The organism is Asticcacaulis sp. P4_H10, assembly GCF_056400965.1.
In genome coordinates this window covers 178,249-191,167 of the sequence record NZ_JBFUKH010000006.1, presented here as the reverse complement: position 1 = coordinate 191,167, position 12,919 = coordinate 178,249, and the positions used below count along the sequence as shown (strand labels likewise).

Genomic DNA, 12,919 nt, shown 5'->3' with positions numbered 1-12,919 from the left:
ATAAATACAAACATGATCACCATCATGTTTAAGTGAGGATCGCATGATCTCCAGCGCCATTGCCCGCCAGCTCAGCCGCCATAATGTCCACTATGGCTGGGTGATGCTGGCCGTGACCTTCCTCACCATGCTGACGACGGCGTGCGCCATGGGCGCGCCAGGCGTGCTGATGCCGCCCCTGCAAAAGGAATTTGGCTGGACGGCCGCGCAAATCTCCGGCGCGCTGGCGGTACGGCTGATCCTGCTGGGCCTGATCGCGCCGTTTGCCGCCGCCATGATGATCCGCTTTGGCCTCAAGCGCGTCGTGTCGCTGGCGCTGGGCCTGATTATCGCCGGGCTGGGCCTGTCGCTGCTGATGACGGAAATCTGGCAACTCTTCCTGTTCTGGGGCCTGTTCGTTGGCGTCGGCACGGGCATGACCGCCATTGTGCTCGGGGCCACGGTCGCCAACCGCTGGTTCAGCCAGAGACGCGGCCTGGTCATCGGCATTCTGACGGCCTCAAGCGCCACTGGCCAACTGGCCTTCCTGCCGCTCATCGCCCGCCTGTCGGAAGATTACGGCTGGCAGACCGCCCTCCTCCTCGTCTGCGCATTGCTCGTGACGGCGCTTGTGCTGGTCCTGCTCCTGCTGCGCGATCGCCCGGTTGACGTCGGCCTCAATCCCTATGGCGAAACGCAGGCCCTGGCGCCAGTCGCCGCCCCTGCCGTCAAGTTCTCTGCCTTTGCCATGCTCAAGGAAGCAGCGCAGACACGCACCTTCTGGATCCTGTTCGGCACCTTCTTTATCTGCGGCGCCTCGACCAATGGCCTGGTGCAGACACACTTTGTCTCGCTGTGCGGCGACTTCGGCATGGTGGCGGTCGCCGCCGCCTCAGTGCTGGCGCTGATGGGGTTGTTCGACTTTATCGGCACCATAGGATCGGGCTGGCTGTCGGACCGCTTCGATTCGCGCTGGCTTCTGTTCTGGTACTACGCCCTGCGTGGCCTGAGCCTGCTCTACCTGCCCAATGCCGAATTCACCATCATGGGCCTGTCGCCGTTTGCCGTCTTCTATGGCCTCGACTGGATCGCGACCGTGCCGCCGACGCTTAAGCTGGCGGCAGAAAAGTTCGGCCCGGAAAAGACCCCGGTCGTGTTTGGCTGGGTATTCTGCGGGCACCAGTTGGGCGCAGCCGCCATAGCCTTCATAGCCGGCACCATCCGTACGGGCTCGGGCAGCTATCTTCCGGCCTTCCTGCTGGCAGGCTCGCTGTGCCTGATCGCGGCATTGGCGGCCCTGTTCATCATCCGGCCAAAGGCAGCGGTGCTGCAAGCAGCCGGTTGAAAACAAAAATCGCGACTTTAAATTTTAGATCGCGCGTGTTAGGCACGCCGCCTGCCTTGGGGGCCTGTAGCTCAATGGTTAGAGCCGACCGCTCATAACGGTCTGGTTGGGGGTTCGAGTCCCTCCGGGCCTACCACTTTCCCCAATAAACAGTATCCCAGCATATCCGTTCAGCCGCCGTTCAGGCGCCAGGCTGTCTTATGGCGGTCGTAATTACGGTCTGTACTCCCGACACGGATCGCATTGCCGCCACAACACACCAAAGAAAGACAACAGATGTCCTCCTCCCGCGCGCTTTTCAAATCGATCGCCCTGACCGTCGCCGCCGCCGGCCTGCTGATTGCCCCCATGGCGTCCGCCCAGACCGCGCCTGCCCCCGTCGTCATGGCCATGCCTACCACGCTCAGCCTGTCCGTCACCGGCGAAGTCAGCGTCGCGCCTGACATGGCGACCGTGAACTTCGGCGTCGTCAGCCAGGGCAAGACTGCCGCCGAAGCCATGAAGGCCGGCAATGTCCGCATGAACGCCGTCATGAGCGCGCTCAAGGCCGCCGGCATCGCCGCCAAGGACATCCAGACCTCGAACCTGCAGCTCAATCCACAGTACAACTATGCCAACAACCAGGCGCCGAAACTGACCGGCTATGAGGCGCGCAACCAGGTCACGGTCCGCGTCAATGACCTCGACAAGACCGGCCCGGTCATCGACGCCGTCATCGGCGCCGGCGTCAACCAGATCGACCAGATCGGCTTTGGCCTGAAGGACAATGGCGCCGTACTCGACCAGGCACGCCAAAAGGCCGTTGCGACCCTGAACCAGCGTGCGGCGCTTTACGCCTCGGCGACCGGCCTCAAGCTGAAGAAGCTGCTTAGCATCGAGGAAGGTTCGGCCCCCAGCTACCATCCGCCCATGCCAATGCTTCAGGCGAGAATGAAGGCTGAGGACGCCTCGACACCGGTATCGGCTGGTGAGCTGCAACAGAGCATCACCATCACCGGCACTTTTGAATTAGAGAAGTAAGACTGGTGAACTGAAAAAGTAAGAACACAGTTCGATCTGACCGCCGCGCCCCCGTGACAAGGGGCGCGGAACCTGTTAACCCTTTTCGCATGGGCTGTCGGCGCGCGTATCTGCGCCTTTGACTTGGTGCGGGAGGGCTGACCAGGTGCCGAATAATCGTAATCGTTTCAATCTTGCCATGGGTGCGGCAGCGCTCGTGGCCCTGGCGACTGCCGGCGCCGTCGCGTTCGGCAGCCAGGCCCAGGATACGACAACACAGGATGCCACGGCGGCCAAGCCTGAGGTGCAGAGCGCCAGGCTTACGATGGCGAGCGCCACGCGCATCAGCCAGGCGAAAGCCACCGATACCAATATCGCCGCCACACCGGCTGCCGTTACTGCCGCGCCCGTGGCTGCACAGCGCCCGACAGCCGCAACGTCGGTCGCCGCGCGGCCTGTTGCACCCATGCTGCTGCGCCGCCCCATGGCGCCAGCCAAGGTGCAATGGTCGTCGGCTATGGCGCGTTCCAGCCAGATGAAGACGGCGCGCAGGCCCAGCAACCTGGCGGCCCGCCTGCCGCGTCAGGCGCTCGACAAGACCCGCCTGCCCGTCCTCTTGCCACGCGAAGGCGTGATCGATACCGCCAAGGCCAGGATGGTCAGCTTCGGCGACGCCTACGCGCTCAACATGCCGCAAAACAAGGGCATCCAGGTCACCATGTACGGCAACCGCACCTTCGTCGCCGGCGACAAGGGCGCGGTTTCGGCCCGCCCGATCCAGAAGCTGGCCGGCGTGACCGAAGACATCCGCATCTCGCAGATGGAAGACGGCTGGACGGCGACCTTTACGCGCTTCGGCGTGGTCTACAGCCTCGACGTCACCTGTGATGACGTCAAGGCCGCCGACTGCGTCACCGACGCCTATATCCGCAAGGCCATCGCCGAGTTCGATGACGTGACCTTGGGCGCCCAGGCGCAGGCCGAGGCTGACCAGGAAACCAAGCCGACCAGCTGGCTGGACAACGTCTCCAAGTCGATCAGCAACCTCACCAAGGGAGGCCAGTAATGCGATCTTTCCTCCCTCTCCTCGTCGTAGGCGCTGTCCTGGCTCTGACCGGATGCGACGACATCCCCGGCATGAACACCGGTGGCAGCAGCTCATCGTCGTCCGAGGCCGTCAGCGAAACGGCCAGTGAAGCCGCTTCGGAAATGGCGTCGGAATCGGCGTCGGAATCCGCCTCCTCGTCTTCATCGATCGCCATGGTCGACTTCCCTTACAATCCGGCAACGCAACTCGTTTCCGGATCGGGCCAGGGCTATACGGACACGTCGAACTGGGCGCCCGGCATCTGCTTCCCGATCGCCGGCCTCGCCTATGCCAACAGCCAGGTCTATCGCCCGGGCGGCAGCAACTATCCGACCGCGTCGGCGACCAATCACGGCTCGCAATGCGATGCGTCGAACTATGCCTATCCGTGGTCCGACAACTTCTGTGAAAGCCGGTCGTGGTCGAACGTCATGTGCAAGAGCGGCCAGGGCCACCAGGGCCAGGATATCCGCCCGGCGACCTGTAAGTCGAACCTGCACTGGGCCATCGCGGCCGAAGACGGCGTCGTCACCCAGGTCGGCTCCTATACCGTCGCCATCACCGGCAGCGGCAGCCCCCACCGCATCTATCGCTATCTGCACCTGCAATCGAGCTCGCTGAAAGTGGCGGTCGGCGATGAGGTCAAGCGTGGTCAGAAGATCGGCCTGGTGTCGAACAATCTCGGCACCTCCAACGGCGTGCCGCAGTACACGACTATCCACCTGCATTTCGAAGTCCGTATCGCCCAGTCGGAAACCCTGTCGAACGGCACGGTTTTGACGGCCAACACCTTCGTGCCGCCGTACAACGCCCTGGTCGATGCCTATTCGCGCAGCCTGGCGGGCGATTGCCCGATCGTGGAATAGCCGGCGTTTACAGCGTCAGGTCGTAATGTTAGCGTCCCCCTTGGGCAGCCGAGGGGGATTTGCTTTTGCCGGACGCCAAGCCTTCGTTCCGATTTTGGAATTTCTTCCTTTCGCCGAATGGGCGCGTCAGCCGAAAGCCGATCTGGTATTTCGTCGCTCCGATACAGGCGACCTTTTACGCGATATCATGGATCGTCGCGCAAAACGTTCAGGCCGCAATCGATGGCGGCGACTTCCGAAACAGCCCATGGCTATTTGGTGATCTGGTCCTGGCCTTGTTCACCCTGACCATGCTTTGGCCAATGTTCGCTCTCGTTGGCAAGCGCCTGCATGACGTAGGCTGGACCGCAGGCCTTGGCGTAGCTCCATTTGTCGTTCTTGTGCTCGCCATCGTGCAGAGCGTATCCACGCTGAATGGATTGGGGAATATTCCGACCGCGCTTTACATGCTGATACCTTTGCTCACCTATTACAATCTTGCCCTCATAGCCCTTTTGGCAGTTCTACCGGGCACGAAAGGCGCAAACCGCTTTGGTTTGCCAGTTGGAAGTTTCCCGCCAGAGCCAGCAGAGCACTTCTAGGCTTGCCTCACGCGGCGGATTGCGCCACATCACCCTTATGAGCAAAAGCGCACCCGGCCAGATCACCCCTTTGTTCGTCACGGAAATCTACCGCGCCGACATGACCGCGCGCGCCGGTTTCGACGCCTTCATCGAAGAACTGGACGACACCTGCCGCGCCATCGCCGATGAGGATGAAGCCGGACAGACCTGGTCGCAGCAAAAGGCCTATCTTGGCTATACTTCCTATGCGTCACTCAACGACCTGCCTGAACGCGCACCGATCTTTGCCGATCTCAAGACCTGGCTCGACGGTCACGTCGCGGCCTTTGCTGAACAGCTCGAATACGACCTGCACGGCCGCAAGCTGAAGCTCGACAGCATGTGGATCAATGTGCTGGAGCACCTTGGCACCCATTCCGGCCATATCCATCCGCACAGTGTCATCTCCGGCACCTTCTATGTCACCATTCCGGACGGCGCCAGCTCGCTGCGCTTCGAAGATCCGCGCCTGGCCATGATGATGAACGCCCCTTTGCGCAAACCGTCGGCACGCCAGGACCACCAGGCCTTCCAGTCGATTGCGCCTCAGCCCGGCACGGTCCTGCTATGGGAAAGCTGGCTGCGCCACGAAGTGCCGATCAACCTCAGCGAAGATGTCCGCATTTCGGTGAGCTTCAACTATGCCTGATCCGGTGAAAACGGCGCTGGTCGGCTACGGCTATGCTGGCAAGACCATCCACGCGCCGCTGATCCGCGCCGCGCAAGGGTTGGACCTCACGACCATCGTCTCCAGCCGTCCAAACGACGTTCTGAATGATATGGCTGGCATGCATATCACGCCGACCCTGGACGCGGCGCTGAACGATCTTGATGTCGAACTGGTCGTCATCGCAACGCCGAACGACCTGCACGCCCCTCAGGCCCACGCGGCACTCGACGCCGGCAAGCACGTCGTCGTCGACAAGCCGTTCGCGCTCAACGACATCCAGGCCCGAGACCTGATCGAACACGCGCAGAGGGCCGGCAAGACCCTGTCGGTCTTCCACTGTCGGCGCTGGGACAGCAATCACCTGACCTTCCAGGCGGTGCGTGACCGGCTGGGCGACATCTACCAGTTCATCCTGCGCTACGACCGCTGGCGGCCAGTGGTGCGCGACCGATGGCGTGAACGCGCCGGGCCGGGCTCCGGCATCTGGTACGATCTCGGCTCGCATCTGCTCGATCAATCGCTCGACCTGTTCGGCTGGCCGGACTGGATCAGCGCCGATATAGCCGGCCAGCGCCCGGGCGCCAGCACCGACGACTATTTCCACGTCGTGCTGGGCTATGGGCGCTTACGGGTCGTGCTGCATTCATCGATGATGACGGCCGCGGCCGGCCCGGTCATGGAAGCGCAAGGCGCTGGCGGCAGCTTCGTCAAGTACGGCATGGACGGTCAGGAAGACATGCTGAAAGCCGGCCGGACGCCGGGCGACAAGGGTTGGGGCGTCGATCCAGTGCAGGCCCGGCTCATTCCGGTGACGGGTGACGCGCCCGGCGTGCCGGAGCAGATCGACGCCGTGACCGGCAACTACCTGGCCTATTACGAAGGCATTGCGCGCACCATCCGCGATGGCGCGCCCAATCCGGTCCCGGCCGAAGACGCCCGCAAGGTCATGCGCCTGCTCGACCTCGGCTTCCTGAGCGCCAAGGAAGGCAGACGCCTTCCCTGCCGGGTTTAGCGCCTTATAACGGCAAGATACGGCGCTTACGAGAGACGTTCATATAGCCGACACTGGCGCCGAGGCGGAAGCCGACACCGGCGCGGATCGGCGTCAGCACGACCCCTTCGGCGCGTTGATAGGTCACGCCAAGGCCGCCGATAAAATAGGCCGAACCTTCGACGCCCGGATAGCGGCGGTAGACGAAGTTGGGATCATCGAGATTATAGACCAGCGTAAAAACGCGCGACGCATTGGCGCCGGTGTCGAAACCGATCGACGGCCCCTGCCAGTAGATGTGGGTCGGCTGGGCCTGGCTCTTCATGAACAGGTTGCCCTTGCCGTATCGGACGCCGACGCCGATGGCGCCCGAGGCTTCCTCGCCGGCGACATAGGCCGTGGGATGGTCGCCATAGTCGGCGAAAACCTTTTCAACCGCACCGCCCAGTGCCTCGACCGTCACGCCCAGGAAATCCGAACCGGCCTGGAGGATTTCGTCGCGGTTATAGTGCGGTGTGTCGTGGTATTGCTGTGGCTGGGCCGGCGTCGAACCCTGGCTCGTCGTCTGGTTCGCATCCTGCGCGAAGGCGAGACCGGGAATGGACGACGCAGCGGCGGCCGCGAGGCTGGTTTGCAAAAAGATCCGGCGTTCCATGCGCAACTCCTATACATCTGGAATTCAACAGCTTGTAGGAGCTTCGAGGTTAATAGGACCTGAACGAACCGTTAAACCATCACTCCCCCAGGACACGAAAGTGCCCGCGGGATGTGGCGCGAATAGGGCTGCAATTGCGGCCGGCCCGCCTTATTGGTAAACTCTTCGCTAAGACGTCTCTCGCAGGCCCCATCATGATTGCAGCCTCGTCATCACCAAGACCTCCACTGCCCGTTCTGTTGGCGATACTGGCAGCCTACGGCGCGCTGGTCGTCCAGATGGCGCTTAGCGACTACATATTTGGCGTAGGCCTTGGTTGCGGGCCTGACACACCCGTCGTTGTCCTGCCTAGACTTGCCGCCATCGTCATAAACCTGGGCTTGGTCACCTATGTGGCGGTTTACGGGCGATGGAAGGTTGTGTGGCTGACGCCGCAACTGCTCTTGCTCGCTTACACGCTTATTGTGACCGTGTTTTGGAAGTTCACCGGCCTCCCCTATATGGACACGGTGGATGGAAGAGTTTGTTTCACATCGGTATTTTAAATCTGCCCCTCGCGCGCCTTGAGCAGCCGCTTTGGCGCCTGGACACGCCAGACGCGCTTCAGGTTCTCGCGCACCCAGCCGATGTCGACGCGATCCGGCCGCGCCAGCACGCAGGGCCAGTTGCGGTGGTGGTCTGTCGTGAAGAAGGTCTCCGGATCGGCTTCGATAAGAAAATCACGCTCATCGAAACCGACCTTGAACACCGGACAGCCATGGTCGCTGTTCCAGTAGAATAGCGATTTTTTGCCAACCTTATAGGTCGGCGCTCCGAAGGCCGTCCCGACCTCGATGCCCGGCAGTTCCAGCGCCATCTGGCTCAAGGCATTGAAAGTCAGCGTCATTTGTCAATCTCCCGTTACCGCCTCACCCGCGCGTTCGGCGTGCGCCTTCATTGCCGCCACCAGCCAATTGCAAAACCCGGAGGCCAGACTGTCGAACCGCGCAATGAAGTCGGGGTGACCGGCATACATATCTGCAAGAATGACATAGGCGCCCGGCGGACACGGACTGTTCCACATGTGCGCTACCCACGCGCGGTGCGCCACGAGCAGCGGTTCAATCGTCTCGCTATCGGCACTCAATCCGCGCTGAAAGGCGTCGACCAGGTCCGTTTCGATGACTTTCAGCCGGTCCATCGTGGCTTGTCTGTCGGCGTCGCTGAAGCCGTCCATTCGCTTGCGGCTGTTGGCGATCCAGTCGTGCGCCTGGGGCCCGTAACGTTCCGCCAGCCAAGCCTCGTACTCCGCCTGCTTGGTCGGCGACTGCCAGTTGTAAAGCTTGTTGTCCTGCATGGTCTCATCTCCATCAAGCCGCGCCAGGGTATCGTCTATGACCCGGAGCAGTGTCTGTTGGTGCTGCAGACGCTCGATCAACCGTTCCCGATGCTGGCGCAGGCTTGAGGCTACGTCGAAATCGGCTGCGTCGATAAGATCGCTGATCTCATCGAGCGGCAGGCCGAATTCGCGGTACATCAGTATCTGCTGCAAGCGGTAAAGCTGCGGCTGTTCGTAGTATCTGTAGCCGTTGGTCCCGAGATAGGCCGGCTTCAACAGACCGATATCGTCATAGTGATGCAGGGTCCGGACCGAGATCCGGGCCAGATCGGCAAGCTGCTTGACGGTATAGCGTGTCACCTGTCTATCTCCGCGCCGTGAGGGGAATATTGCGCAAGACAAGGCAATAGTCTCTCACGCCGCGTGAGGGTCAACAGGTTTTGTTGCGTCACTTCCGGTCGGCGGCGCTGGTATCGCGCACCGCCTTGAATTCCGATGTGGCGCGCCATTGCGGCCACTGGCGCGAATTGGCCAGCGCCGAGCCGAGGCGGTAATAGAGGGTCGCGTCCTCCAGCAGCCCAGACGTGTCCCAGTTCGGCGACCACTCGTCGGCCGGCTGGTGATAGCGCTTTTCGTTAAATTCCTTTGACAGCGCCTTACCGCGTTCCGTGCCGCCGTTGACAAGGTCATCGCCGGCCTTGGCGTCCAGCATCGGCACGCCGCGCTTGACCAGCGGGAAGTGATCCGAGCGGAAGAAGCCGCCGGCTTCCGGCCGGCCTTCGGGTTCCAGCACACGCCCCTGCTCCGCCGCATAAACCTTGAGCAGGTCTTCGAGATTCGACTGTCCGGCGCCCGTGACGTCGATATTGCGCGTACGGCCAAAGGTGCTGAGCATATCGATATTGATGCCGGCGACGGTCTTGGACAGCGGATAGAGGGGATTGGAGGCGTAGTATTCGGAACCCAGCAAGCCGCTTTCCTCGGCGGTGAAGCCGATGAAGACCACGCTGCGCTGCGGCTTGGTTTTGCCAAACGCCCGCGCGATTTCCATGATCGTCGCCACCCCGGTGCCATTGTCGGCGGCGCCGTTGCAGATCTTGTCCTTGGCATCGGGCGCGCAGATGCCCAGGTGATCCCAGTGGCCGGTATAGAGGATGGTTTCGTCGGGATACTTCGTGCCCTTGAGGCGGCCGACGATATTGTACGTCACGATCTCGGACGCGGCGACCTTGTAGCCACCGCTGAGCGTCACATTCATCGCCACCGGCTGGAAGTCCTTCGACCGTGCCTTGACGCGAAGTTCCGCCAGGTCGAGCCCTGCCGCCTTGAACAGCTTGTCGGCCGTGGCGCCAGTCATCCAGCCTTCGAGCTTTGGACTGGCGACAGACGGGTCGGGGCGAACGATGTCGTACTGGTCGCCGGTCCACGAATTGCGCACCGTATCCCAGCCGTAGGAAGCCGCGTCCGTATCATGGATGATCAGCACACCGGCCGCGCCTTTGCGCGCTGCCTGCTCGTACTTGTAGGTCCAGCGGCCGTAATAGGTCATGGCCTTACCGCCGAAAGTGTTCAGTTCCGGCTGGGCAAAATCCGGATCATTGACCAGCACCACCAGGATCTTGCCCTTGACGTCCATGTCCTTGAAGTCGTTCCAGCCGCGTTCGGGCGCTTCGACGCCGTAGCCGGCAAAAACCAGTTGCGCCTTGTCGAAGCTGACATCACCGAGCACGCCGCGCGTCGAAGCGACGATGTCCTCACCCTGCTTGAGCGGGATAGCTCCCGACGCCGTGTTGAAATTGAGACTTGGATCGCTCAGCGTGAACTTGCGCAAGGCGACCGCCTGGGTCCAGCCGCCGTTCTCGCCTCCGGGTTCCAGGCCAGCCGCCTTGAAGCCTTTCGAGACGAAGTCGATGACCTTGGCCTCTGCGGGCGTCGCTATGCCCCGCCCCTCAAAAGAGTCGTCCGACAAGATCTTCACGTCTTTCGAAATCCGCGCGGCGCTCAATTGCGGCGGCGCGGCCACGGCGGACGATGCGATCGCAAGGACGGCAACAGAGGTCAGGGCAAGGCGCTTAAACATGGACGACTCCGGGAAAAGTATCAGCGGAGACTAGAGCGGTGCGCCTTTGTGTCAAGTCACCGCTTGCAGCGTATCGATTCAATACCCAAATGTACATTTATGTACATAAGCAATTTATAGCATATATTTCGACGAAATCATGTCACATTTGCGCAAAATTTTTTCCAAATCGTGGTTAAACTAAGTCAAAAGTTTTTACATCTCAATATCTTGAAACGTCAAATACACTTACTATATCACAATTACAGTAGCCGCTTCGCCCTCTCATCTGGCGGCTTCTGACCAATGGCTCCAAAGCTCATCGGTTGACTTCGCCCCGGATGCATCTAGCCCATAGCGTCCGGGGTCCTTTTTTGTCTGTCCGTAACTTGCAAATCCTGCGGCATCGGCCTACCCTCCCTTCAAGATAGCGCTACCATAAGGCGCCGGGAGGATCGATGTTCAGCCAATTCCTGCGTGCCGGGTGTATCGCCCTGGCCTTGACTGCCACCACCGCCGCGCCCGTCCTGGCCAAACCCAAACAAACCTGGACAGCCGCCTGGGCCTCGTCTCAGTTGGTGCCGGACGAAAAAAGCACCCTGCCCGCCGCCGACCTGACCGACGCCACCCTGCGCCAGGTTATCCGCGTCACGGCGCCCGGCAACCGCATCCGCATCCGCCTGTCCAATGCCTTCGGCACCACGCCGCTGCGCCTCGGCGCCGTCGAGGTCGCGAAATCGGCCGCCAATGACAGCGCCCGTATCCAGCCCGAGACGCGCCGTGTTGTGACCTTTGCCGGTCAGGCCTCGGTGACGCTTCCTGCCGGTGCTGACTATGTCTCCGATCCGATCGACCTGGCCGTCGACGGCATGACAGACCTGACCGTATCGACCTGGCAGGCCGAACCACCAGAGCGCCAGACCAGTCACCCTGGTGCTCGCGCCCACTCTTATCTCGCCAAGGGTAACCGCGTCGCCGAGACCGACCTGGCTGACGCTCAGAAAATCACCCGCTGGTATTACGTGGCGGGCGTCGAGGTCGAGGGCAAGACCAGGGGCGCGATCGTAACCTTTGGGGACTCGATCACCGACGGCTATGGCGTCCAGCCCAATACCAATGCGCGCTGGCCCGACACGCTCATACGCCGGCTCAATGAAGCAAAGATCCCGCTGGCCGTGCTCAATCAGGGTATCGGCGGCAACCGCCTGCTGCTCGATGGCAATGGCCCCAATGCCATGGCGCGCCTCGAACGCGACGTTCTGGCGCAACCGGGCGTCAAATACCTGATCCTGCTCGAAGGGGTGAACGATCTCGGCACCTCGACGCGCGAGGCGCCGATTACGCCTGAGGAACACACCGCCCTGGTCAACCGCCTGATCGCCAGCTATCGCCAGATCATCGATCGTGCCCATGCCCACGGTATCACAGTCTACGGCGCCACCATCCTTCCCTATGGCGGCAATGGCTACTATCACCCGGACGCAGCCAATGAAGCCGACCGCCAGGCGCTTAATGCCTGGATCAGGACGCCAGGCCATTTCGACGGCGTCATCGATTTCGACGCCCTGACGCGCGATCCGGCTAACCCCAGCGTCATGAAGGCCGAATTCGATTCCGGCGACCACCTGCACCCGTCAATTGCCGGCTACAAGGCGATGGGCGAATATATCGACCTGAAACTGTTCAGGAAATAGCGTTTAGAACATCGATTTCTGACAATCGGCAGGCAGTTTCGCATCTCAAAGCGAGACTGCCTTTTCTATGCTCCGTTGACTGAAATGTGTGCGGAGAGATCAGATGTCAAAACTGCCTCGTCTTGTTCTGCCTGTTATCGCCCTGGCCCTGACCGGATGCGCTTCTGAGCCCCAGGCCAATGCCAAGGATGCCGGCGTTGCCGTCTCAACCCGGTTCTGGTCGCCCAAGGGCACCGTCGCCGATACCCTGGCAGCCGACCAGTCGCGCCGGGCCTTTGACGGTGCAGCCAAGGCCGCCGGGCTCTATCCAACATTGGCGGGCCCAGGGCCAGTGACTGTCTTCGCGCCAGATGACAAGGCGTTCGCTGCGACGAAGGTCGAAGCCTCGCACGTCGCTGCCTGCCATGTCATTCCGTCGGAACTGACGCCAAAGGTCCTGTCCGGCATGATCAAGCAGAACGGAGGCAGCTATCCCGTCATCACCACCGGAGGCTGCGTCCTGACCGCGACGCAGGTGAAAAACGTTGTCACCCTGACTGACCAGAACGGCAATGCCGCGACGCTGAAGGCAGGCCCTCAACGTCGCGGCAATGGCATGGTCTATAAGATCGACAAGGTGTTCAGCCCCGCCGGATCGCTGGCCGCAAAGTAAGC

Annotated in this window: 14 protein-coding genes and 1 tRNA gene; 11 read left to right on the top strand and 4 right to left on the bottom strand. The window is 61.6% G+C overall.

The features are described from left to right. Positions 1 to 43: 43 nt before the first annotated feature. The 8 genes from AC1DON_RS12700 to AC1DON_RS12665 all read left to right on the top strand — a co-directional run bounded on the left by AC1DON_RS12700 (position 44) and on the right by AC1DON_RS12665 (position 6,560). Positions 44 to 1,324, top strand: a complete 1,281-nt coding sequence (locus AC1DON_RS12700; RefSeq protein WP_476935167.1) for an MFS transporter — start codon at positions 44 to 46, stop codon at positions 1,322 to 1,324. A 60-nt stretch (positions 1,325 to 1,384) separates the two neighbouring features. Beyond that, positions 1,385 to 1,460 (top strand) — tRNA-Ile (locus tag AC1DON_RS12695). A 140-nt stretch (positions 1,461 to 1,600) separates the two neighbouring features. After that, positions 1,601 to 2,344 carry an SIMPL domain-containing protein gene (locus AC1DON_RS12690; protein ID WP_476935166.1) on the top strand — a complete coding sequence of 248 codons (744 nt, stop codon included), beginning with the start codon at positions 1,601 to 1,603 and terminating at the stop codon, positions 2,342 to 2,344. A 145-nt stretch (positions 2,345 to 2,489) separates the two neighbouring features. After that, on the top strand, positions 2,490 to 3,389 hold the full coding sequence (locus AC1DON_RS12685; RefSeq protein WP_476935165.1) for a hypothetical protein: 900 nt from the start codon (positions 2,490 to 2,492) through the stop codon (positions 3,387 to 3,389). Beyond that, complete coding sequence (locus tag AC1DON_RS12680) at positions 3,389 to 4,276, top strand: M23 family metallopeptidase (protein ID WP_476935164.1); 888 nt, start codon at positions 3,389 to 3,391, stop codon at positions 4,274 to 4,276. Before AC1DON_RS12685 ends, AC1DON_RS12680 begins: the two co-directional genes overlap by 1 nt. A gap of 65 nt (positions 4,277 to 4,341) precedes the next feature. After that, entirely contained in the window at positions 4,342 to 4,857 is a 516-nt protein-coding gene (locus tag AC1DON_RS12675; RefSeq protein WP_476935163.1) for a DUF805 domain-containing protein, read from the top strand. A gap of 37 nt (positions 4,858 to 4,894) precedes the next feature. Continuing rightward, on the top strand, positions 4,895 to 5,527 hold the full coding sequence (locus AC1DON_RS12670; RefSeq protein WP_476935162.1) for a TIGR02466 family protein: 633 nt from the start codon (positions 4,895 to 4,897) through the stop codon (positions 5,525 to 5,527). Then, complete coding sequence (locus AC1DON_RS12665) at positions 5,520 to 6,560, top strand: oxidoreductase (protein ID WP_476935161.1); 1,041 nt, start codon at positions 5,520 to 5,522, stop codon at positions 6,558 to 6,560. Before AC1DON_RS12670 ends, AC1DON_RS12665 begins: the two co-directional genes overlap by 8 nt. A 4-nt stretch (positions 6,561 to 6,564) precedes the next feature. Here the strand turns inward: AC1DON_RS12665 and AC1DON_RS12660 are convergent, their stop codons facing one another. Next, complete coding sequence (locus AC1DON_RS12660) at positions 6,565 to 7,194, bottom strand: DUF1134 domain-containing protein (protein ID WP_476935160.1); 630 nt, start codon at positions 7,192 to 7,194, stop codon at positions 6,565 to 6,567. A gap of 194 nt (positions 7,195 to 7,388) precedes the next feature. On the opposite strand from AC1DON_RS12660, the gene AC1DON_RS12655 reads away from it, so the two are divergent. Further along, positions 7,389 to 7,739 carry a hypothetical protein gene (locus AC1DON_RS12655; protein ID WP_476935159.1) on the top strand — a complete coding sequence of 117 codons (351 nt, stop codon included), beginning with the start codon at positions 7,389 to 7,391 and terminating at the stop codon, positions 7,737 to 7,739. Here AC1DON_RS12655 and AC1DON_RS12650 read toward each other — a convergent pair. The 3 genes from AC1DON_RS12650 to AC1DON_RS12640 form a co-directional block, all read right to left on the bottom strand. After that, on the bottom strand, positions 7,736 to 8,080 hold the full coding sequence (locus AC1DON_RS12650; RefSeq protein WP_476935158.1) for an MmcQ/YjbR family DNA-binding protein: 345 nt from the start codon (positions 8,078 to 8,080) through the stop codon (positions 7,736 to 7,738). The genes AC1DON_RS12655 and AC1DON_RS12650 overlap by 4 nt on opposite strands. 3 nt (positions 8,081 to 8,083) lie before the next feature. Then, positions 8,084 to 8,872, bottom strand: a complete 789-nt coding sequence (locus tag AC1DON_RS12645) for a MerR family transcriptional regulator (protein ID WP_476935157.1) — start codon at positions 8,870 to 8,872, stop codon at positions 8,084 to 8,086. An 88-nt stretch (positions 8,873 to 8,960) separates the two neighbouring features. Beyond that, a complete protein-coding gene (locus AC1DON_RS12640) occupies positions 8,961 to 10,592 on the bottom strand; it encodes a M28 family metallopeptidase (protein WP_476935156.1) in 1,632 nt (543 codons plus the stop codon). A 437-nt stretch (positions 10,593 to 11,029) separates the two neighbouring features. Here AC1DON_RS12640 and AC1DON_RS12635 point away from each other — a divergent pair, with 437 nt between their 5' ends. Both AC1DON_RS12635 and AC1DON_RS12630 read left to right on the top strand, forming a co-directional pair. Continuing rightward, positions 11,030 to 12,265, top strand: a complete 1,236-nt coding sequence (locus AC1DON_RS12635; protein WP_476935155.1) for an SGNH/GDSL hydrolase family protein — start codon at positions 11,030 to 11,032, stop codon at positions 12,263 to 12,265. A gap of 103 nt (positions 12,266 to 12,368) precedes the next feature. Next, positions 12,369 to 12,917, top strand: a complete 549-nt coding sequence (locus AC1DON_RS12630; protein ID WP_476935154.1) for a fasciclin domain-containing protein — start codon at positions 12,369 to 12,371, stop codon at positions 12,915 to 12,917. The last annotated feature ends 2 nt before the right edge of the window (positions 12,918 to 12,919 follow it).

What these genes read in the sequence shown, in the direction of transcription:
- AC1DON_RS12635 (WP_476935155.1), top strand. Translation starts at nt 11,030, where the DNA reads ATGTTCAGCCAATTCCTGCGTGCCGGGTGTATCGCCCTGGCCTTGACT.
- AC1DON_RS12660 (WP_476935160.1), bottom strand. Translation starts at nt 7,194, where the DNA reads ATGGAACGCCGGATCTTTTTGCAAACCAGCCTCGCGGCCGCCGCTGCG.
- AC1DON_RS12640 (WP_476935156.1), bottom strand. Translation starts at nt 10,592, where the DNA reads ATGTTTAAGCGCCTTGCCCTGACCTCTGTTGCCGTCCTTGCGATCGCA.
- AC1DON_RS12630 (WP_476935154.1), top strand. Translation starts at nt 12,369, where the DNA reads ATGTCAAAACTGCCTCGTCTTGTTCTGCCTGTTATCGCCCTGGCCCTG.
- AC1DON_RS12670 (WP_476935162.1), top strand. Translation starts at nt 4,895, where the DNA reads ATGAGCAAAAGCGCACCCGGCCAGATCACCCCTTTGTTCGTCACGGAA.
- AC1DON_RS12680 (WP_476935164.1), top strand. Translation starts at nt 3,389, where the DNA reads ATGCGATCTTTCCTCCCTCTCCTCGTCGTAGGCGCTGTCCTGGCTCTG.
- AC1DON_RS12650 (WP_476935158.1), bottom strand. Translation starts at nt 8,080, where the DNA reads ATGACGCTGACTTTCAATGCCTTGAGCCAGATGGCGCTGGAACTGCCG.
- AC1DON_RS12655 (WP_476935159.1), top strand. Translation starts at nt 7,389, where the DNA reads ATGATTGCAGCCTCGTCATCACCAAGACCTCCACTGCCCGTTCTGTTG.
- AC1DON_RS12690 (WP_476935166.1), top strand. Translation starts at nt 1,601, where the DNA reads ATGTCCTCCTCCCGCGCGCTTTTCAAATCGATCGCCCTGACCGTCGCC.
- AC1DON_RS12700 (WP_476935167.1), top strand. Translation starts at nt 44, where the DNA reads ATGATCTCCAGCGCCATTGCCCGCCAGCTCAGCCGCCATAATGTCCAC.
- AC1DON_RS12665 (WP_476935161.1), top strand. Translation starts at nt 5,520, where the DNA reads ATGCCTGATCCGGTGAAAACGGCGCTGGTCGGCTACGGCTATGCTGGC.